General features: G+C 39.6%; 12 protein-coding genes. All 12 read left to right on the top strand.

The window, feature by feature from the left end:
• Nucleotides 1-45 precede the first annotated feature (45 nt).
• The 12 genes from FXF36_RS07250 (at nucleotide 46) to FXF36_RS07195 (ending at nucleotide 20,767) form a co-directional block, all read left to right on the top strand.
• A complete protein-coding gene (locus FXF36_RS07250) occupies nucleotides 46-897 on the top strand; it encodes a carbohydrate ABC transporter permease (protein WP_151623145.1) in 852 nt (283 codons plus the stop codon).
• Complete coding sequence (locus tag FXF36_RS07245; protein WP_174819726.1) at nucleotides 897-1,739, top strand: carbohydrate ABC transporter permease; 843 nt, start codon at nucleotides 897-899, stop codon at nucleotides 1,737-1,739. The genes FXF36_RS07250 and FXF36_RS07245 overlap by 1 nt, the downstream gene beginning before the upstream one ends.
• A gap of 122 nt (nucleotides 1,740-1,861) precedes the next feature.
• Nucleotides 1,862-3,385 (top strand): 4-alpha-glucanotransferase, encoded by a 1,524-nt coding sequence (malQ, locus tag FXF36_RS07240; RefSeq protein WP_151623144.1) that lies wholly within the window; start codon nucleotides 1,862-1,864, stop codon nucleotides 3,383-3,385.
• Between the two features lie 190 nt (nucleotides 3,386-3,575).
• On the top strand, nucleotides 3,576-5,981 hold the full coding sequence (locus FXF36_RS07235) for a glycoside hydrolase family 3 protein (RefSeq protein WP_151623143.1): 2,406 nt from the start codon (nucleotides 3,576-3,578) through the stop codon (nucleotides 5,979-5,981).
• Nucleotides 5,982-6,119: 138 nt separating this feature from the next.
• The gene (locus FXF36_RS07230) at nucleotides 6,120-8,837 is read left to right on the top strand and encodes a GH36-type glycosyl hydrolase domain-containing protein (protein WP_151623142.1); all 2,718 of its coding nucleotides are present in this window, start codon (nucleotides 6,120-6,122) and stop codon (nucleotides 8,835-8,837) included.
• Between the two features lie 14 nt (nucleotides 8,838-8,851).
• Nucleotides 8,852-11,923, top strand: a complete 3,072-nt coding sequence (locus FXF36_RS07225) for a hypothetical protein (RefSeq protein ID WP_151623141.1) — start codon at nucleotides 8,852-8,854, stop codon at nucleotides 11,921-11,923.
• Between the two features lie 83 nt (nucleotides 11,924-12,006).
• Nucleotides 12,007-13,404 carry an ABC transporter substrate-binding protein gene (locus FXF36_RS07220; protein WP_072916437.1) on the top strand — a complete coding sequence of 466 codons (1,398 nt, stop codon included), beginning with the start codon at nucleotides 12,007-12,009 and terminating at the stop codon, nucleotides 13,402-13,404.
• A gap of 58 nt (nucleotides 13,405-13,462) precedes the next feature.
• Nucleotides 13,463-14,386 carry a carbohydrate ABC transporter permease gene (locus FXF36_RS07215; protein ID WP_243143594.1) on the top strand — a complete coding sequence of 308 codons (924 nt, stop codon included), beginning with the start codon at nucleotides 13,463-13,465 and terminating at the stop codon, nucleotides 14,384-14,386.
• A 3-nt stretch (nucleotides 14,387-14,389) separates the two neighbouring features.
• A complete protein-coding gene (locus tag FXF36_RS07210; RefSeq protein WP_015548722.1) occupies nucleotides 14,390-15,217 on the top strand; it encodes a carbohydrate ABC transporter permease in 828 nt (275 codons plus the stop codon).
• A 756-nt stretch (nucleotides 15,218-15,973) separates the two neighbouring features.
• A complete protein-coding gene (locus tag FXF36_RS07205; protein ID WP_151623140.1) occupies nucleotides 15,974-17,560 on the top strand; it encodes an extracellular solute-binding protein in 1,587 nt (528 codons plus the stop codon).
• Nucleotides 17,523-19,349: a sensor histidine kinase gene (locus FXF36_RS07200; RefSeq protein WP_151623139.1), complete on the top strand. Its 1,827-nt coding sequence runs from the start codon at nucleotides 17,523-17,525 to the stop codon at nucleotides 19,347-19,349. The genes FXF36_RS07205 and FXF36_RS07200 overlap by 38 nt, the downstream gene beginning before the upstream one ends.
• Nucleotides 19,346-20,767 (top strand): response regulator, encoded by a 1,422-nt coding sequence (locus FXF36_RS07195; RefSeq protein WP_151623138.1) that lies wholly within the window; start codon nucleotides 19,346-19,348, stop codon nucleotides 20,765-20,767. The genes FXF36_RS07200 and FXF36_RS07195 overlap by 4 nt, the downstream gene beginning before the upstream one ends.
• Nucleotides 20,768-20,786: the final 19 nt, after the last annotated feature.

The following is a 20,786-nucleotide window of genomic DNA, read 5'->3' as shown; positions in this document are numbered from 1 at the left end:
GGGCGAGGCCTAACGCCCTCCAAAATTTTGAAAAGGAATGATACTATGGAAAAAGCTATAAGAAGATACTGGCCGGTATTTGTTCTGCCGACACTTGCGGCATTCTCTGTGGGATTTATTTATCCATTCGTTCAGGGCTTATATCTGTCGTTTTGCAAATTTACAACAATAAAAAAAGCAACGTTTATTGGTTTCGGAAATTATGCGTATGCTTTCCAGGATGAAAGCTTCTGGCATTCCTTCTGGTTTACAGCGCTTTTCACTGTGGTTTCCACAGTACTTATAAATGTAATAGCATTTGCTATTGCCCTTGCACTTACAAACAAAATCAAAGGTTCAAACGTTTTTAGAACTGTATTCTTCATGCCTAACCTGATTGGTGGCATTGTTCTTGGATATATCTGGCAGATCCTTTTAAACTGCGTTCTTTCTCTCATGGAAAAGCCACTTCTCGCTTTAAATGCTACATACGGATTCATCGGTCTTACAATTCTTATGTGCTGGCAGCAGATTGGTTACATGATGATTATTTACATCGCAGGACTTCAATCTATACCAGATGATTATATAGAGGCTGCGAAAATCGATGGAGCCACAACGGGACAGATTCTTTTTAAAATAAAGATTCCAAATGTTATGCCATCAATTACAATCTGTTCATTTCTGACAATCACAAACGGCTTCAAGCTTTTTGATCAGAACCTTGCATTGACAGGTGGCGAACCTGCTCACGCCTCAGAAATGCTTGCACTGAATATTTATAACACCTTCTACAGCCGTAGCGGCGCTCAGTGGAAGGGTTATGGTCAGGCCAAGGCAGTTATTTTCTGCATCATGGTAATTCTTATTTCTATGATTCAGCTTAAGATTACTAAATCAAAGGAGGTGCAGCAGTAGTGAAAGCAAAAGAAAAGGTTGCACGTGCCATTGTTTTTGTAGTACTGTGTATATTGACACTTTTCTGGATTTATCCAGTATTTATGATTTTGATTAATTCCCTTAAGGGGGACAAGTATATAAACACCGATACAGTGTTCCAGTTGCCAAACGCAGTGAGCTTTACAGGCTTCTCTAACTATTTGGATGCCCTTTCTTCAAAGGGATTTGCAGCAGCATTTGGATACAGCCTGGTAATCACAGTATCTTCTGCAGTGTTGATTTTACTTTGTACATCTATGTGCGCCTGGTATATCACTAGAGTTCACGGAATTCTCTCAAAGGTGTGCTATGCTTTATTTGTATTCTCGATGGTAGTGCCATTCCAGATGCTTATGTTTACACTGGCATCTACTGCAGATAGGATTGATTTAGACACACCGTACAATATCTGCATAATCTATCTTGGATTTGGTGCAGGACTTGCAGTGTTTATGTTTACAGGCTTTATGAAGTCGATTCCATTGGAAATTGAAGAGGCAGCAATGATTGACGGCTGCAATCCTCTACAGACATTTTTTCAAATTGTTCTTCCAATTTTGAAGCCTACACTTATTTCGGTTACAATTTTGGAGACAATGTGGTTATGGAACGACTATCTATTGCCATATCTTGTTCTCGACAGAAAGAAATACATGACCATTCCAATCTTGATTCAGTATTTCCGCGGAAGCTATGGTCATGTTGAGATGGGACCAATGATGGCATGTATTATGATGACTGTGATCCCAATTATCATCATGTACATTTGCCTACAGAAATATATCATCAAAGGTGTAATAGCAGGTGCAGTTAAGGGATAAGCAGATAGGAGGGACCCATTTATGGGGAGAACCTGTCTGCCACGGCAGGCCCCATTGCCGGAGGCAATTTTGAATGGGCCTGCCTTCCCGTTAAACTTAGATAATTTATAGGAGATTAAATCATGAAAAGAAGTAGTGGAATATTGCTCCCTATATCTTCATTACCATCACCATATGGAATAGGAACTTTCGGAAAGGCTGCATATGAATTTGCTGACTTTCTGAAGGCGGCCGGACAGAAATTTTGGCAGGTGCTTCCATTGGGACCTACCAGTTATGGAGACAGTCCATATCAAAGCTTTTCGACTTTTGCAGGCAATCCATATTTTATTGATTTGGATATGCTGATTGAGGAAGGCTTGCTCACACAAAAGGAAGTTGATGCTGAAAACTGGGGAACCAATCCAAGATACGTGGATTATGGTCAGATTTACGAGAGCCGTTTCAAGATTTTGGAGAAGGCAAAGGAACGTGGTTATGCCGAGGCATTAGGAGAGATTTCTCATTTTAGAAAACAGAATCCATGGGTTGAAAACTATGCACTTTTCATGGCAATTAAAAAGCATTTTGGCCAGCTGAGTTGGCAGGAGTGGCCAGAGGAGGACATCCGTCTTCATGAAGAGGCTGCAGTTGAAAAGTACAGAAAAGACCTTGCAGAGCAGATTGAATTCTTTGTATACATTCAGTTCCTTTTCTTCAAGCAGTGGGAAAAGCTGAAAAAATATATAAATAGTCTTGGAATCGAGGTTATAGGTGATTTGCCTATATACGTTGCACTGGATTCCTGTGATGTTTGGGCTGAGCCTGAATTCTTCAGCCTGGATGAGGAAAACTATCCAGTAGAAGTAGCAGGTGTTCCACCAGATTATTTCAGTGAAACAGGTCAGCTTTGGGGCAATCCTTGCTATGATTGGAAGGCTATGAAAAAAGACAACTATCGTTGGTGGATTCGTCGTATCGAGGGCGCAGCAAAGCTTTATGATGTTCTAAGAATCGACCACTTTAGAGGTTTTGATGAGTATTGGGCAGTTCCTGCAAAGGACACAACTGCAAAGAACGGCAAGTGGAAGAAAGGTCCAGGAATGGATTTGGTAGGACTTTTATCAAAGACATTTCCTAGTATTGAATTCATTGCTGAGGATTTGGGTGAGCCTTCACCTACAGTTGTTAAGCTTCTTTCTGACAGTGGCTGGCCTGGCATGAAGGTTTTGGAATTTGCATTTGATTCAGGTGAGCCAAACAATTATCAGCCTCATACCTATGATAAAAATTGTGTTTGTTATACAGGTACTCATGACAATGCCACTGTTATGGAGTGGTACAAAGAGGCCAATAAAAAGGACAAAGAATATGCCAGCAAATATCTGGGTATTTCAAAGTCTGAAGGCTTCAACTGGGGCATGATTCGAGGTGGAATGGGTTCTGTGGCAGTGCTTTTTGTGGCACAGATGCAGGATTATCTTGGCCTTGGTAAATACAATCGTATCAATGTTCCAGGCACAGATAGTGGCAATTGGCAGTGGAGACTTCTTGCAAAGGAGTCAACTACAGAGCTGGCCAAGAAAATTTTTGATATGTCTCTTCTTTACGAGAGAACAACAAAACCACCAAAGCCAAAGAAACTGGAAAAAACACAAAAACCATAAAAGAAACAAGCAAAGAAAGCTTCTTCAAAAAAATTATTTTTTCTTCTTCTTAAGAGCTTGCAAGAGTAAATCTCTCGCAAGCTCTTTTAATGTTTATCAAAAAAATATCACTATAGAAAAATAAAAATACTTTAAAACTATTTTGATTAAGTTATTATTGAAGAAGTAGATTTTATTCAGGAGGTGTGTTATGCAAAAATGGTCCAGATTATTATATCAGCCAGCTCTACCTTTATATGGAGATAGAAGAGTGACTGGCTGTGAGGAACATATAAAGCTTTCAAGAAAAGCAGCCAGTGAGGGAATGGTTTTACTTGAAAATGATGGGGTGCTCCCACTGTCAAAGGAACAGCCTGTGGCGCTTTTTGGTAAGGGAAGCATTGACTATGTAAAAGGAGGCGGTGGTTCAGGCGATGTATATTGCAAGTATGTTCATAGCCTGTATGATGGTCTAAAGGCTAAAGGCCTTTCAATTTATGAACCACTTATCAGCTTCTATAAAGATGATTTAAAAGAGCAGTATGGAAATGGAAGAGTTCCAGGTATGACTTCAGAGCCAGAGATTTCTTCTGAGCTTTTAAATGGCGCTATCGCATATACGGATACAGCGATTATCGTAATCTCAAGATTTTCAGGAGAAGGCTGGGATAGAAGTAGTGTTGAATGCAACAACGAATACAATCCTTGGGAATCTGAAACCTCTATGCCAAAGATTTCAGGAGAGATTTTCCCTAAGGGAGATTTCTATCTTACAGATGAGGAAAATAAGCTTGTAGATATCGTAAAAGCGAATTTCAAAAAAGTAATTGCGGTAGTAAATATTGGTGGAATCATCGATTTGAGATGGATCAAGGAATATGGTATTAACGGTGCGCTTTATATGGGACAAGGTGGAATGGAAGGTGGCGATGCAGCAGCTGATATTCTTCTTGGAGATGTGAATCCTTCCGGAAGACTTGCAGATACCTTTGCAGGCACTTTGGAGGACTATCCATCTACAGAAGGGTTCCACGAGTCCTTTAATTATGTAAATTATAATGAGGACATTTATGTAGGTTACAGATATTTCCTCACTATTCCAGAAGCTGAAAAGAAGATTGTCTATCCATTTGGATATGGAAAAAGCTACACAAGCTTTGAAAGCAATATAGTGGCAATGTCACTTTGCGATGATACATTTTACTTTACTGTAAAGGTTACAAACACTGGCAGCATTCCAGGAAAGAATGTTGTACAGCTATACTATAGTGCGCCACAGGGCAAGCTTGGAAAGCCATCCAGAGAGCTAGGAGCCTTTGCAAAGACCAGAGTTTTGGGCCCAAATGAGAGCCAGGTTATAACACTATCCGTTAGCAAATATCAGATTTCATCTTATGATGATTTGGGCAAGGTTAAGGAAGCTTGCTATGTATTAGAAAAAGGAGAGTACAAATTCTTCCTTGGAAATGATTCTTTGGATGTGGCAGCTACAAACCTGGTATGGAACAACGAGGAAGATGAGGTTGTGGCAACACTTTCTCATAAATTAGCTCCAGTTGAGCTGGAAAAAAGAATGCTTGCAGATGGTAGCTATGAGGAATTACCACAGGGTCAGCATAAGGCTATAAATGAAAGCATAATTAAAAAAATGGAGCCAGGAACAGAGGAGGGACTAACACCTTCTGTTAGGGCAAGGGATAGCTATTGCTTGATTTACCCATACAAGGAAGGGACCCATCCTCTATCCGATGTGGCAGAGGGAAAGATTACTCTTGATGAATTTATGGAGCAGTTATCTACAGAAGATTTGATGAATCTTGTAGGTGGTCAGCCAAATACTGGTGTTGCCAATACTTTCGGTTTTGGTAATCTCCCAGAATATGGCGTGCCTAGTGCTATGACAGCTGATGGACCTGCCGGAGTAAGAATTGCCCCAGAAACGGGAATCCTCACTACAGCCTTCCCTTGTGCTACACTTTTAGCTTGCACTTGGAACACGCATCTTATTGCTCAAGTAGGTAAAGCCGGTGGCGAAGAGATAAAGGAAAATAATCTTGCTGTTTGGCTTACCCCTGCAATCAATATTCATCGTAGTCCACTTTGTGGAAGAAACTTTGAGTATTATTCTGAGGATCCTCTTTTGGCAGGAAAGCTTGGAGCAGCTCTTGTAGATGGTATTCAGTGCAATCGCGTAGGTGCTTCTGTAAAGCATTTTGCTTGTAATAATAAGGAGACAAATAGAAAGCATAGCGATTCAAGAGTTTCAGAGAGAGCATTAAGAGAAATCTATTTGAAGGCCTTCGAAATTGTTGTAAAGGAAGCACAGCCATACACTATTATGAGCGCTTATAATGCGGTAAATGGAGAGAGAGCATCTGAAAGTCACGATTTACTTACAGGAATTCTCCGAGAAGAGTGGGGCTATGAAGGAATGGTTACATCAGATTGGTGGACCAGAGGAGAGCAGTACAAGGAAGTAAATGCAGGAAATGACCTGAAGATGGGAAATGGCTTTGTTGATAGGTTGAAGCTTGCGGATGAAAAAGGTGCATTAGACCATGACCAGTTAAAACTTAATGCAAAGAGAATTCTTAATACTATCCTGAAGTTCGATTAATTGAAAATAAGAAGAAATATAAAAAGGACACCATCCTAAAAAAGGTGTCCTTTTTTTAGTGTCTTGCCTTTTCTAAGATTAAATGAAGTAAGTTACAGGAATATGGAATTTGCAGAAGAAAATTTAGAAGAGGTAAATATGAGCAAGATAAATTACGTGGACAAAAATGGAACCTTTGAACTAAAGAATCCGGAGCACACTAGTGGATTATATTTGCCGATGGCAAGTAAAAAAGGATTAAAAAGTGCAGTTACACCTGATTTTGGCGGTGATGCAAAAACAGACCAAAATCATTTTATGATTGCACCTAAAAGCATATTAAATCTAAGCAATGACAGAGATACCAGGAATTTCTTTCTAGTGATGGATGGGAAATTATGGTCTGTAACAGGTGTTTCTGCTGAACAGGAAGCTAATAGATTTACAGATAAAGAGGACAGTACAAAGCTTACAGCAGGAAGAATGTGGCAGAGGGTAGAGAGAAATCACACTTCAGGTAGGCTGAAAAGCACTACAACTATTTTTGATACCCTCGACCATAATGCGGAGATAATGCTTGTAACTATTGAAAATCTTTCTGACGAGGATTTGTTTTTTGAGCCTGTGGCAGCCATACCGCTATATGGCAGAAGTGCTGACAATCTAAGGGATCATAGACATGTTACATCCCTACTTAATCGTGCAGTGATTACTGATGATGGAGTGGTTATGCATCCTACTCTTTCTTTTGATGAGAGAGGACATCAGAAAAATGACATGTCTTATTTCGTGTTTGGAAGAGATGAAAATGGCAATAAACCAAATAGATTTATTGCGGATGTTGAGGATTATCTTGGAGCAGGTGGTACATTCCTCAGACCTCGTAGCCTGTTAGATAAGAATGGTAAGGATACTATCTGGAAAAAGCCCACAGAGGCTATTGATGGCAAAGAGATTGTAGCTGTTCTTCGATTCCCTAAGTGCTCCTTGAAAAAGAGTGAAAGCTGTAGCTTTCAGATAGTTACAGGAATGGTTGACGATGAAAATATCGCAGAAATGGATATTATCAGAAGATTTATTTATTCGAAAACTCAGGTGGAAAATCTTTTTGAAACCACAAAAAATTACTGGAATAGTGTTGCTGATATTATTTTTGAAACTGGCAATGAAAGATTCGATGGATTTATGAAATGGGTGTCTTTTCAGCCAGAGCTTAGACGCATATTTGGCTGTTCATTCCTGCCTCATCACGATTATGGAAGAGGTGGAAGAGGTTGGAGAGATTTATGGCAGGACTGTCTGGCACTTCTTCTTACAGACCCTACCCAGGTTAGGGATATGCTTGTTAACAATTTCAAGGGAGTGAGACTGGATGGAACCAATGCCACAATAATCGGAGATAAAAAAGGCGAATTCAAGGCAGATAGAAACGGAATTCCTAGAGTTTGGATGGACCACGGCTTTTGGCCATTTTTGACGGTAAAGCTATATATGGACCAGACCGGTGATTTGGATATCTTAAATGAAAAGGTGTCATACTTTAAGGATGCACTTATAAATCGAGTGACAAAAAGAGATGAGGAGCATTCTAAAGAATATGGATTAGAACAGAAGAATGCAAAGGGTGAGGTATACAAGGGAACAATTCTTGAGCATATTCTGCTGGAAAATCTATGCGCCTTTTATGATGTTGGGGCACACAACAAAATAAGGCTACTTAATGCAGATTGGAATGATGCTTTGGATATGGCACCAGATAAGGGGGAGAGTGTCGCTTTCACCTGTGGTTATGCTGGAAATCTAAAGGAGCTTGCTACGTATTTACGAATTTACAAAGCAAAAACCGGCCGTAGCAAGGTTTCGATTTTGAAGGAACTTTTAATTCTTTTGGAGGAGGATTCTATTTTAGTATATGGAAATCCTGCCAAGAGAAGGAAAGTGCTGGAGAAATATGTTCAGGAGGTGTTAGGCGAAATTCCAGGGGAGACCGTCCTGGTAGAAATAGAGAAAATATCTGTTTTGTTAGAGCACAAGGCGGACTTTATGATGAAGCAAATCCGCGAAGAGGAATGGGTGACAGATAAGGAAGGAAATGGCTGGTTCAACGGCTACTACGACAATAATGGCGCCAGGGTAGAAGGAGATTTTGAGAATGGCGTCAGAATGATGCTGACAGGTCAGGTTTTCTCCATAATGAGTGGAACAGCTAAAAAGGAGTCTGTGGCATCCATTGTAAAATCCTGCGATAAGTATTTGTACAAAAAGGGTCTTGGAGGCTATGCCTTAAATACCGATTTTAAGGACCTTCGCCTGGATTTAGGAAGAATGTTTGGTTTCGCATATGGTGAAAAAGAGAACGGAGCGGTGTTCTCTCATATGGCTGTTATGTATGCCAACGCACTCTATAAAAGAGGTTTTGTAAAAGAGGGATATAAAGCTATAAATGAGCTTTTTATGGCATCGGATAATTTTGAAATCAGCAATAACTATCCTGGAGTTCCTGAATATTTTAATGAAAAGGGAAAAGGCCTTTACAGCTATCTTACAGGAGCTGCCAGCTGGTACCTGCTTACTATGGTGACAGAAGCCTTTGGTGTACGTGGAAATGCAGGAGATTTGTATATAGAGCCAAAGCTTTTAAAAGAGCAATTTAATGAGGAAGGAATAGCTGCTATTCAGGTGCCATTTAGAGGACATCGATTTAAGGTTGTTTTCAAAAATACAAAGCACAAGGATTATGGAGATTATTCAATTTCAAATGTAATTATTGACTCCACAAGCAAGGTGAAGCCTCAGAAAAATCAGGTGATAATTCCAGAAAAACTGTTGATAGATTGGAATGAAAAAGATCATATTGTGGAAATCGAATTGAAATAGGGAGGATTAATTAAATGCAGATAAATACTGAAGTTAAGGATGAGATATTTGACTATGGAAGAAAGACTCCTTTTGCCAGCTTCCTTCCAGGCATATCTGGTGTGGAAGGTATACCAATGTGGTGCTATTACGTGAATAGAGGACAGGCTGTTGTATCCTTCGGTGTTCAGGACAAAGACCATAGCATTATGGAATTTTATCCAGCCCATACAGCATATCAAAATGTGAAGCGCACAGGTTTTAGAACCTTTATAAAGGTAGATGGAGAGATTATAGAGCCTTTTTCGAAGGAAAACGACTCTAATAAAATGAGCATTTATATGAATGTTTTAGGTTTGGAGGATGTGGTTCACGAAAAAGGTATAAAGGCGAATGTAAACTACGGGACAATGCCAGGGGAAAAGATTGGGGCATTGATGCGTGTAGTTGAAATAACAAATGAGAGCGATGGAGACAGAGAACTTGAAATAATAGATGGTATGCCTTGCCTTATTCCATACGGTGTAAATCAGGAAAGCATGAAAATGATGGCCCAGACCACAAAGGCCTGGATGCAGGTAGAGAATGTTGAAAACAAGCATCCATATTACAGAGTCAGGGTAAGCATGGAGGACTCCGCAGAGGTATCGAGGGTTGAGGGCGGAAATTTTGCAGTAGGATTTTTGGCTGATGGCACTCCTCTTGATGTAATCGTGGATCCTGGTGTGGTATTTGATTATGATCTTTCTTTAGAAAATCCAATGGGCTTTGTAAGAAAGAGCATAGATGCGTTGCTTGAAAAAAAGCAAAACACATCAAACGAGTTGCCTTGCGCCTTTTTTGGAACAAAAAAGCTTCTAAAGAAAAATGAAACTATCACTTTGTATGAGCTTATAGGTCAGGTTAGAAACAAGGATATTTTAGCTAGATTTCTAGGACAGAAAATCGACAGAGAGTATTTCCAAAAGAAGTTTTTTGAAGCAGCTGAACTTACTGAAAAGCTAACAGCTGTAGTAAATACAAAAACAGCAAATAAGGTTTTTGACAACTACTGCAGATATAACTACATGGATAATGTTCTTCGTGGGGGTACTCCTATCAGATTGACAGATAATCATACATTTTATGTGTACTCTAGAAAGCATGGAGATTTAGAGCGAGATTACAATTATTTTGCCATGTCACCTGAGTTTTATTCACAGGGAAATGGTAATTTCAGAGATGTTAATCAGAACAGAAGATGCGATACCTTTTTCAGTCCAGAGGTTATGGAAGACAACATTAAGATGTTTTACAGCCTTATTCAGCTAGATGGATACAATCCTTTATCTATTGAGCAAATGAGATATCAGGTCTCTGAGGATTTATTAGATGGACTTTGTCTCAAGCAACCTTTTACGCCAGGTGAGCTTGCAGCAGCATTAATGGATGCAGGTGATGACAAGTTTGACAAGGAGCAAAAGGACAGATTTGTTCAAATAATGAGTGCGGCTGAAAAGACAGCAAATGCCAGATTTGGAGAGGGATATTGGAGTGATCATTGGACCTATAATCTGGATTTAATAGAAGAATATTTGGAAATATATCCAGATAAGACTGAGAACCTTTTATATAACACATCAGTAAAATCCTTCAATGCAAATAAAAAGGTATTGCCAAGATTTGAAAGATATACAAAAACAGAAAACGGCATCAGACAATACAATTATTTAGTTAATAGAACTGAAGTGGAAAATGCTTCTAGCTTTGAGTGCTACAAAAATGGCAGGGAAATAGATATGAGCCTTATGGCTAAATTGATTTTGATGTGTGCTGTAAAGTTTGCCACATTGGATGCCTACGGCCTTGGTGTAGAGATGGAGGGTGGTAAACCAGGCTGGTATGATGCCTTAAATGGTCTTCCAGGTCTTATGGGTTCATCTATGAACGAAACCTATGAGCTTGCCAGAATGGTTGAATTTACAAAGGATATGCTTGGCAAATTTGATAACAATATCGTATTTCCGAAGGGGGTTTTAGAGTTCATTTCGGAGGTAAAGGATGTCACTCTTAAAGCTACTAGTGAGTTTGAATGTTGGAATCGCAAAAACGATATTAAGGAACAGTATCGAGCAAAAGTATATTCAGGTCTTGATGAAGAAAATAAGGAAATCAATTCAGATGATTTAAAGCAGATTTTGGAGGTCTTTAGCAATAAGTTAAAGGAATCAATCCAAAAAGCAGTAGAGCTTTCAGATGGTATTGCCCCTGCATATTTTACATATGAAATCCATGACTATGAATGCAAGGAAAACGGAATTATTCCAAAGCATTTCAGTATGGTTAAGGTTCCATACTTCCTTGAGGGACCAGTGCGTTACTTTAAGCTTGGAAATGATGTAGAAGCTAAAAGAAATATGTATTCAAAAATCAAAAACAGTGATTTATATGATGAAAAGCTATCTATGTACAAGGTTAATGCATCACTTCAGGATGCCAGCTTTGAAATCGGTCGATGCAGAGCTTTTACACCAGGCTGGCTAGAGAATGAATCTATCTGGCTACATATGGAATATAAGTATCTGCTGGAGCTTATTAGAAGTGGATTATATGAAGAGTTCTTTTTAGATTTCAAAAAGGCTGCCATACCATTTCTTGATAGGGAAGAGTACGGAAGAAGTACTCTTGAAAATTCATCCTTTATTGTAAGCTCTAAGAATCCAAACGAGAGTATTCACGGCAAGGGCTTTGTAGCCAGACTTAGTGGTTCTACTATAGAGTTTATCAGTATGTGGAAGCTCATTTTCTTTGGAAAAGACATATTTAAATATGATGAAGAAAATGGCTTGATTTTTGCTTTGTCTCCAGCTATTCCAGAGTATTTGATTTCAAGTGGAGATTTAAAACACACTGTAAGCACTACATTACTTGGAAAGACAGAGTTGGTTTATGAAATGACAGCACATTGCGATTACATTCCAGGTGAATACGTAATTACGGATATAGAAGTTGAGCTTTTTGACGGGACTATTTATAGATTTAATAGGGAATACGTTACTGGAGAGGTAGCAAAGAAAATTAGGGATAGATTAGCTAAAAAAGTAACTGTAAAAATGACACCAAAATAAAAAAAGTATCATTCTTTCAGAAATTCTCCCAACCTATAATTTACATATAACAAATCAACTACAAATGTTGGGAGGATTGAAGAATGAAGCTAAAAAAATTATTAGCAACAATTCTCGTAGGCGCTTGTGCTTTGTCACTTGTTGCTTGCGGAAGCGATGGCAGTGATGCCGTATTAGAAGGCGAGAACGTAGATTCAGCAACAGTAGGTAGCGAGGACGGAGAGAAACTTGTTATCTGGACACTTGCAAAGGATCTTCAGACCTTCGCAGAGAAATATGCTGAGGAGAATCCTGATGTTCAAATTGAAACAGTAGTAATCGAACCAGCAGATTATGTAACAAAGGTACAGACAGCTCTTAACGGCGGTCAGACAACACCAGATATTATCGTAGGTGAGCCACAGATGCTTGAGGATTTCTACGATGCAAACTACTTTGAAGATTTAAATCAGGCACCATACAATGCACAGGATTATGCAGATCAGATTGTTGATTATGTATGGAAGGTTGGTCAGGATTCAGAAGGAATTCAGCGTGCAATTTCTTACCAGATTACACCAGCAGGTATCTACTATCGTAGAGACATAGCTGAGAAGGTATTTGGAACAGAAGATCCTGAAGAAATCGGAAAGCTTTTTGCTGATTATGACACAGTTCTTAATACAGCAAAGACACTTAAGGATGCAGGCTATAGAATCTTTGCTTCAGATGCTGAGATTAATTATTTTTCGGGGGATAGTGCGTGGGTCGTTGATGGAAAGCTTAACGTAAATCAGGCAAGACTTGACTATATGGACCTTGTAATTGATCTTTATCAGAATGACTATACTGCATATGCCAACCAGTGGTCTACACCATGGTATCAGGCTATGGCTGGCGAGGTACCTATCCTTACAGCTGACATCCAGAACTACGCAGATGATTCTGTAAACGTTTGGGATGCAGAACAGTTCGAGGAAGCTACAAAGGACCTTGACAAGACAGAGGTATTTGCATTTGGTCTTCCTAGCTGGGGCGTTCTTACACTTAGAGACAATGTAGGCGAGACATCAGGTAAGTGGGGCGTTTGCTCAGGACCTGCATCAGGCTTCGGTGGTGGTACATTCATCGGTATCTCATCTCAGTCAGAGCACAAGGATCTTGCTTGGGATTTCTTAAAGTGGGTAACACTTGATGAAGAGACAGCTGAGTGGTGGATTGAGAAGTCTGAAGGTGACACAGTTTCACTTGTATCAGTTCTCGAGAAGCACAAGGATGATGAGAATTCAGTATACGGAAATCAGCATATGTACTCATTCTGGCAGGCACAGGCTGAGAATATCGACTACTCTAAGGTAACTCGTTATGACAAGGTTATCAACGATGCTTGGGGTGCTGCTATTACAGCTATCAAGACTGGCGAGAAGAGCAAGGATGATGCAATCGCAGAGTTCTACGATGTAGTTGAATCTACATATCCAGATATTACTGTTGAAAGATAATATTTGATGATGAAATGGGGCTGGCTTTGCTAGCCCCTATATTAAAAGGGAGGAAAGGATGAAAGCGTTTTCTTTTAAGAATTTGATGAAGAATAGGAATAATGCAGCATATCTATTTGTGCTCCCATTCGTCATCGTTTTTTTGATTTTTAGTGTTTATCCTGTTTTTAGAACACTTTACCTAAGTTTTACAGAGTACAAGGGCTATGGTGACCCTACTCTCGTTGGATTAGATAATTACAAGCGTGTTATAGGAGATAAATTCTTCTGGCGTTCGCTTTACAACACGGTAAAAATGTGGGGCTTAAACATTGTTTTACAGCTTGGTCTTGCTTTTTTACTTACTATCGTATTTTCGGATATTAAATACAAGATTTCTGGACTTCCAGTTTTCAGAGCAGTTTACTATCTTCCAAATCTTATTGCAGCCACATCGGTAGCTTTTCTTTTCAAAACATTATTAGATTGGAAATATGGTACCTTCAACCAGATTCTCCTTGCAGCAGGCATTATTGACCAGCAGGTAAACTGGCTTGGACAGCGCTCTACAGCCTGGGCAGTAGTAGCCGTAATTCAGGCTTGGATGTGGTTTGGAAATTCATTCATTATGCTTATGGCTGGCGTTCAGGGTATTCCACAGGCTTACTTTGAGGCAGCAGCAATCGACGGAGCCGGCAGATGGAAAACATTTGGAAAAATAACTCTACCACTGCTTCGACCAATTCTTTTATATGTAGCAGTTACATCACTTATCGGTGGTTTACAGCTCTTTGATTTGCCATTCCTTATCAATGGTGTGGCAGGTGCATCTACAGCAGGTGAGCCAGGTGGAACACTTCAGACTGTAGTTATGTACATGTACAAATTTGGTTTTGAAACTCATCAGGTTGGATTTGCATCAGCAATTGCATACACCCTGTTTATCATAATTCTTATTGTATCTGTACTTGAATTTAAATTTATCGGTGAAAAGGAGGACTAAGCAATGGCTACAAAAATCAAAAAAGTAATTCTTTATATAGCACTAATTGTGTTAGCCCTTGGATGTCTTCTTCCATTTTGGCTTATGATTGTAAATTCCACCCGTTCCGGTGTGGAAATCACACATTCATTTTCATTTTTGCCAGGCCACAGCCTAAAGGACAACTGGGTAGTACTCTTCGATTATGTAAATCTATTCAGAGGTTTTGGAAACAGTATAAAAGTGGCTGTTCCTGCCACACTTCTTACAGCATATTTTTCAGCCATCACAGCATACGCTATGGCTATGTATGAGTGGAAGGGCAACAACCTTTTATTCAAGGTAATCGTGGTATTTATGATGATACCAGCACAGCTTTCTCTTATCGGATTCTATAATCTTTGCCAAAAGCTTAGACTAATAGATTCATACATTCCTCTTATTGTTCCTGCCATAGCGGCGCCTGGAATCGTATTCTTCCTTCGTCAATACGTGAAATCAACCTTATCAAAGGCGCTGCTGGAAGCAGCAAGAATCGACGGGGCATCGGAAATACATACTTTCCACAAGATTGTACTTCCAATTATGGCACCTGGTATTGCTACCATGTCCATCGGAGCTTTCATTGGAAACTGGAATTCATACCTGACACCATTAATTCTCTTAAATACTCCTAAAAAGATGACTTTACCGGTTATGATTTCCACACTTAATGCTGCCACCGACTTACAAAAAAATCAGGGTGCAATCTACCTTGGCGTTGCCATATCCGTAGTGCCAATCATGATTGTATTCGCATTCTGCTCTAAGTACATCATCAGCAGTATTTCCGCTGGAAGCGTAAAAGAATAAACCAACTGGGCTGGCGCTGTTTGGCGTCAGTCCTTGTTTGCTATCGGCCCTGTTTAGCCGCCGCCCGTCCCATCCTGCTCGTTACTTGGGCCCCGCTAGCCTCCCTCTCGGCAGCCCTGGGCCTGTGCCGCAGGAATGATTTCGCGAATATTATAGTTTTTCAACTTGCAAAAAGGGAGCATCCACAGGTGTCTTTTGAAGTATGAACTATTTTGAAAAATGTAGAGCAGATGGCGGACACCTTTAATTATTTTAATAGGACTTCGAATATACATAGGTGACTTGGGTTCATACTCCGTTTGCCAAGAAAAATTTAAAAAGCATGATTTTGTATGTATAGTCACCGTGGCACATTCAACATCGTGTTTCAAGTGACCACTGCTGCCGCCGTCCTAGCGGCAGCTGACTATACATTGCAAAATCAGCTTTTTATTTTTCTAGGCTCACTACAAAATCACCCAAGTTCACCTATATAAATTTGAAGTCCTATGTAGACTACTTAGTGTCCGCCAGCTGACTACATTTTTCAAAATTGTAAAGACTTACAAAAGACACCTGTTAATAAAGATGCGAGACTTTGCAAGTATGAAAAACATAATATTCTTGCGATATTCCTGCGGCACAGGCCCAGGGCGGCCGAGAGGGAGGCTATCGGGACTAGACTACAAAGGCAGGATGGGACGGGCGGCGGCAGAGGAAGAGGGGGGCAAACAAGGATTGATTGAAAGACAGGTGGGTAATTAGTATAATGGGGAAATGGAAACTAAATTGAGCACAATTAAAAGAATAATGGCGGCGAGCTTAGTGGCGACAACGTTTGTGGGCTGTGGAAAGGAAACTGTAGATAATACACCAGCATCAGAGGATTCGATTACTTTGGACTGGTATATTAATTATTCCTGGTTTAATACAGGCTGGGGAAGCAGTGTGGTTTCCAGGGCCATTACGGAGAACACTGGGGTCAATATTAATTTCATAACGCCACAGGGTAATGAAGAGGAAAAGCTTAATGCTTTGATAGAGTCTGGATCTCTGCCTGATTTGATTACTTTGGGATGGTGGGAGCCTCAGGTCAACGAGATGATACAGAAGGATATGGTGCATGCCATTAATCAGTTGGCAGATGAGTATGACCCATATTTTTATCAGGTGTGCGATAAGCAGGCTGTTAGTTGGTATACCCAAAGTGATGGAAATATCTATGGTTATCCTTGTTCTAGTGTCACTCCTCAGGACGTGGAGAGCAACGATAACATAGGCTCGAATCAGACTTTTTTGGTAAGGAAGGATATTTACGAGGCTATCGGAAGTCCGGATATGACCACCATTGTAGGTTTTGAGAGGGCTGTTAGAAAGGCAAAGCAGATGTTTCCTGAAGTGGATGGAAAGCCTCTTATCCCAATAGGTGCACATCTTTTTGATGATTCGGGAAATGTATCCTTTGATCAGTATCTACAGAATTTTTTGGCTGTGCCATACGAAAAGGACGGCAAGCTCTATGATAGAAATACAGACCCTGAGTACATCGAGTGGCTAAAGATGTTCAGACAGCTAAACGAGGAAGGGTATCTTGCTACAGATATTTTTATCGACCAGAGAATCCAGATGGAGGAAAAGTTGGCTGAGGGAAGGTATTTTTGCATGCTATATCAGTATACGGATATGGCAGCCCAGCAGAAGCTACTTTACTCCAGAGACCCTAATAGCATTTATATAGCTGTGGATGGTCCGAAGAATAAAAATGGGGATGACCCTGTGCTTCCTACAAACACAGTCAGTGGATGGACTGTTACTATGATTTCTAAAAACTGCAAAAATCCGGATAGGGCTATTCAGTTTATGGATTACCTGATTTCGGAGGAGGGGCAGAAGTTAGTGTATCTGGGAGTGGAAGGAATCACCTACGAAATGGTGGATGGCAAGCCAGTGATAAAACCAGAGGTGCTGTCACTGCTTAATTCTGATAGGGTCACCTACGACAAGATTTATGGGGCAGATGATGCATATTGGATGCTGCAGGATAACGTAATGCAGCTAAAGTGGCGGCCAGAGAATACTTCCCCTACTACTCAACTGGAGGAGTGGACCTATGATTATGCCAGCTACACAGGTCAGTATGATGTTATTTTGCCAGCGGATACTGAGGATGCTTATGTAGATAGTCAGATAAAGGCACTGTGGGCGCAGACTTTACAGGAGTTGCTTATTTCTGAAAGTGAAGAAGAGTTTGATGAAATTTTAGAAAGATATAAAGAAGAGCGTAACGCGTTAGGCTACGAACAGCTTCAGGAGAAACGATATCAATATGTTGCAAAAGCAAAAGAAAAATTGGGAATCGATTAAAGGCGTAAAACTGAATATTAAATTGACCGCCATTATCCTGGTTTTTGTTATGGTGCCTATTGCTATCCTAAGCGGAATAATGTTTTTCAATATTGAGCAGTCTACCATAAATGAAAATGTTTCATATCTTTCTTCCACAATGGCTAGAAGGCAGGATAGTATTAGAAATAACGTGGATTCAATCAATATGACTACACAGTTTTTTCTGTCAGATGAAACCATGAACAAGGTGCTTCTTAATGCGAAAAATGGTGGAGAATATACCACCAAAGAGTGGATAAAAATATATCGCAATGACGTGGCAGCTCTTGAAAGACTTATCAATACAAACCCGGTACTTGGAGGAGCAAGATATTATGCCTCCACAGATAATGTGCAGGAGATGATGCCGGTAATGTATTCTGCCAGCCGTCTTCAAAAACAGGCATGGACTCCTATGTTAGAAGAGGGTGGATGGATTTTTGATTATAAAGATAATCTGTTTTCTGGTGGAGATAATACTCCAATGATGGCACTGATTACACCTGTTACAAATCGTAAATACGGAGAGCTTGGTGTGATCGAGGCTAATATGAAAATGGAGACAATGTTCCCATCTTTGTATGAAAATGTTGCCGGTGAAATCAGCTGCTTTGTTACAGCTGAGGGCAGAGTTATTTTCGGAAAGAACACTAACGAGGCTGTTAGAAAAATCGCCATTTCTCTGGCAAGGCAGATGCAGGAAATCGCAAAAAAAGGCGAGACTCCGGATATTAAAACCTATTACAGTAAGAATGATAAAAGTGTTATTTCGGGAATGTACATTAATGAGCTTTCAGGAACGCTTGTCTCTGTAAAAAATATTTCAGAAAATATTGATGAGGTTCATAGTCAGCGAAATGCATTTGTATTTTGGATGATTTGCATTCTGGTTGTTTTGTACTTCTTGGTTAATCGCGTAGTGCTTAATCTTTTAAAGAACTTCTATGATGTTTTGCGTACAATCAGACAGGTACGTGCAGGAAATCTGTATGTAAGAGCTACTGATGTGGGCAGAGAAGATGAAATGGGTGAGCTGGCTCACCAGGTTAATCGAATGCTTGACAACATTCAGACTCTTATGCAGCAGAATATCGACAGAGAAATTCTGGCAAATGATAGCCAGATTAAGGCTTTACAGAATCAGATAAATGCCCATTTTATTTACAACGTTTTGGAATCCATAAAGATGATGGCGGAGATGCAGGAGGAGTATCAGATTTCTGATTCCATAACAAGTCTAGGAAAGCTCCTGAGATATAGTATGAAGTGGAACTCTAATACGGTGCTTGTGGCAGATGAGCTGGAATATATAAAAAATTATATGGCACTTATCAATCTTAGATTTGATTATGTCATATATCTGTCTTTGAATATTCCGGAAGAAATTTTAAGTCAGAAAATACCTAAGATGTCCCTTCAGCCAATCATTGAAAATGCCATAATTCATGGTGTGGAGGAGATTGCAGAGGACACAACTATTTATATCAAAGGTATTGTCATTGATTCCGACTGTATCATAGAGATTACAGATAATGGCCGTGGCATGAATGAAGAAGAACTGGAGATGCTCAGAAAAAAGATAGCAGGTGAAATAGAAACCAGCGGTAGTTCAAGTAACGGTATTGGATTAAAGAATGTTGAGGATAGATTAAAAATGGCCTATGGCCCAGGCTACGGAATAGAAGTGGCTGCTATGGAAGGATGCTATACGAAGGTAAGCATCAAAATTCCTATGATTGAGATAGATGTAAACGAGGGTAATTCATGAATAAAATTCTAGTTGTTGAAGATGAAAAGCTAATAAGACAGGGAATTTCTGCAATGATCAAAAGAAGTGGGGTCCCATATGAAGAGGTAATAGAGTGCAGTAATGGCTTGCAAGCCTTGGATATACTGAAGACTACCAGGATTGACGTGATGCTGACGGATATTAGAATGCCAAAGATGAATGGCATTGAATTGGTTCAGGCGGTGCAGGAGCTGGATAATCCTCCTCTTTCAGTGGCAGTCAGCGGCTATGATGATTTTTCCTACGCAGTAGAAATGATGAGACAGGGAGTGAGGGAGTATATCTTAAAGCCTGTTGAAAGAGATAAGCTGAAGGAAGTTCTTACAAAGCTTGATGAGGAACTGAACAATCGAAGACTAGACGAGGAAAAGACAGAGCTTACTGATACAAAGCTTTTGAAGTATTTTCTTCAGGATAGTGGAACAACCTCTGATGACATCAAGCTTATAGCTAAAAAAATAAAGGATGAGGTTGGGCAGCAGTTTAATGTGTATGTTGCTCCTATTGGAAGTCTTCCAGAAGAAAAGTGTGGAATTATTCTAAAAAACGTTTTGGGGTCCAATGTTATGATAGTTTCATCAGAGAGAACTATTCATAATATAAGATATGTTGGTGTCAGTGATTCCTATTCAGATGCATCGGATTTAAAAAAGGCATACACTCAGGCAAGGGATAGAAGAATGGAAGCTTTTTTGCAGAATATGAGTGTAGTAGATGAGGACTTACCTGAAATTCCGGAAATGCTATTGCAATCAGCTCAGAAATACACAGATAAAAAATCCATATCTGCCCGAGTGCAATTGATGGGTACAGATAGAGCAAAAGACCTTAAAAAGGAGTGGGAGGGCTTTTTTATTGCTGCAATAAGAGGACAGATTCCAGCTTCTGATTTTTTAGATTCGATTGAATTTTTTATTACTGAGTTCACGGGAACTTTTAGAGAAGAAGTACCGGTAGAGCTTAAAAATGTAATGGAGATTGATTGCCTTGATATTTACCGTGAGAAATTTATGAGCTTTATTTTGGAGAGACAATCAGAGTTTATGCTAAAAAATGATTCTGATAATACCTCTTCAAAAATGCAGGAAGCCATTAAATACATAAAGGAAAATTATTCAACAGATTTGAATATGGCAGTTGTAAGCAACCATATATCAATGAATTATTCATTGTTCTCCACAGAGTTTAAAAACTTTACAGGTACTAATTTTGTCACCTATGTAAAGGATCTTAGAATGGCAGAAGCAAAGGAACTTTTGGCCAATACAGACTTAAAGGTAAATGAGATTTCTGCCCAGGTCGGATATGACAATGAAAAACATTTTATGAAAAGCTTCAAATCCTATGTGGGGGTGTCACCAACCGAATATAGAAAGAATGCAAGTGCTTTGCGATAAGGTTTATAATGTGTTAAAC

Origin of the sequence: Pseudobutyrivibrio xylanivorans, assembly GCF_008935055.1 — a bacterium.
Taxonomy (GTDB): Bacteria; Bacillota; Clostridia; order Lachnospirales; family Lachnospiraceae; genus Pseudobutyrivibrio; species Pseudobutyrivibrio xylanivorans_A.
This window is presented reverse-complemented; position numbering and strand designations above follow the sequence as displayed.

Coding starts and splice junctions, on each gene's coding strand:
- FXF36_RS07250 (WP_151623145.1), top strand. CDS start 46: ATGGAAAAAGCTATAAGAAGATACTGGCCGGTATTTGTTCTGCCGACA.
- malQ (WP_151623144.1), top strand. CDS start 1,862: ATGAAAAGAAGTAGTGGAATATTGCTCCCTATATCTTCATTACCATCA.
- FXF36_RS07235 (WP_151623143.1), top strand. CDS start 3,576: ATGCAAAAATGGTCCAGATTATTATATCAGCCAGCTCTACCTTTATAT.
- FXF36_RS07230 (WP_151623142.1), top strand. CDS start 6,120: ATGAGCAAGATAAATTACGTGGACAAAAATGGAACCTTTGAACTAAAG.
- FXF36_RS07225 (WP_151623141.1), top strand. CDS start 8,852: ATGCAGATAAATACTGAAGTTAAGGATGAGATATTTGACTATGGAAGA.
- FXF36_RS07220 (WP_072916437.1), top strand. CDS start 12,007: ATGAAGCTAAAAAAATTATTAGCAACAATTCTCGTAGGCGCTTGTGCT.
- FXF36_RS07215 (WP_243143594.1), top strand. CDS start 13,463: ATGAAAGCGTTTTCTTTTAAGAATTTGATGAAGAATAGGAATAATGCA.
- FXF36_RS07210 (WP_015548722.1), top strand. CDS start 14,390: ATGGCTACAAAAATCAAAAAAGTAATTCTTTATATAGCACTAATTGTG.
- FXF36_RS07205 (WP_151623140.1), top strand. CDS start 15,974: ATGGAAACTAAATTGAGCACAATTAAAAGAATAATGGCGGCGAGCTTA.
- FXF36_RS07200 (WP_151623139.1), top strand. CDS start 17,523: ATGTTGCAAAAGCAAAAGAAAAATTGGGAATCGATTAAAGGCGTAAAA.
- FXF36_RS07195 (WP_151623138.1), top strand. CDS start 19,346: ATGAATAAAATTCTAGTTGTTGAAGATGAAAAGCTAATAAGACAGGGA.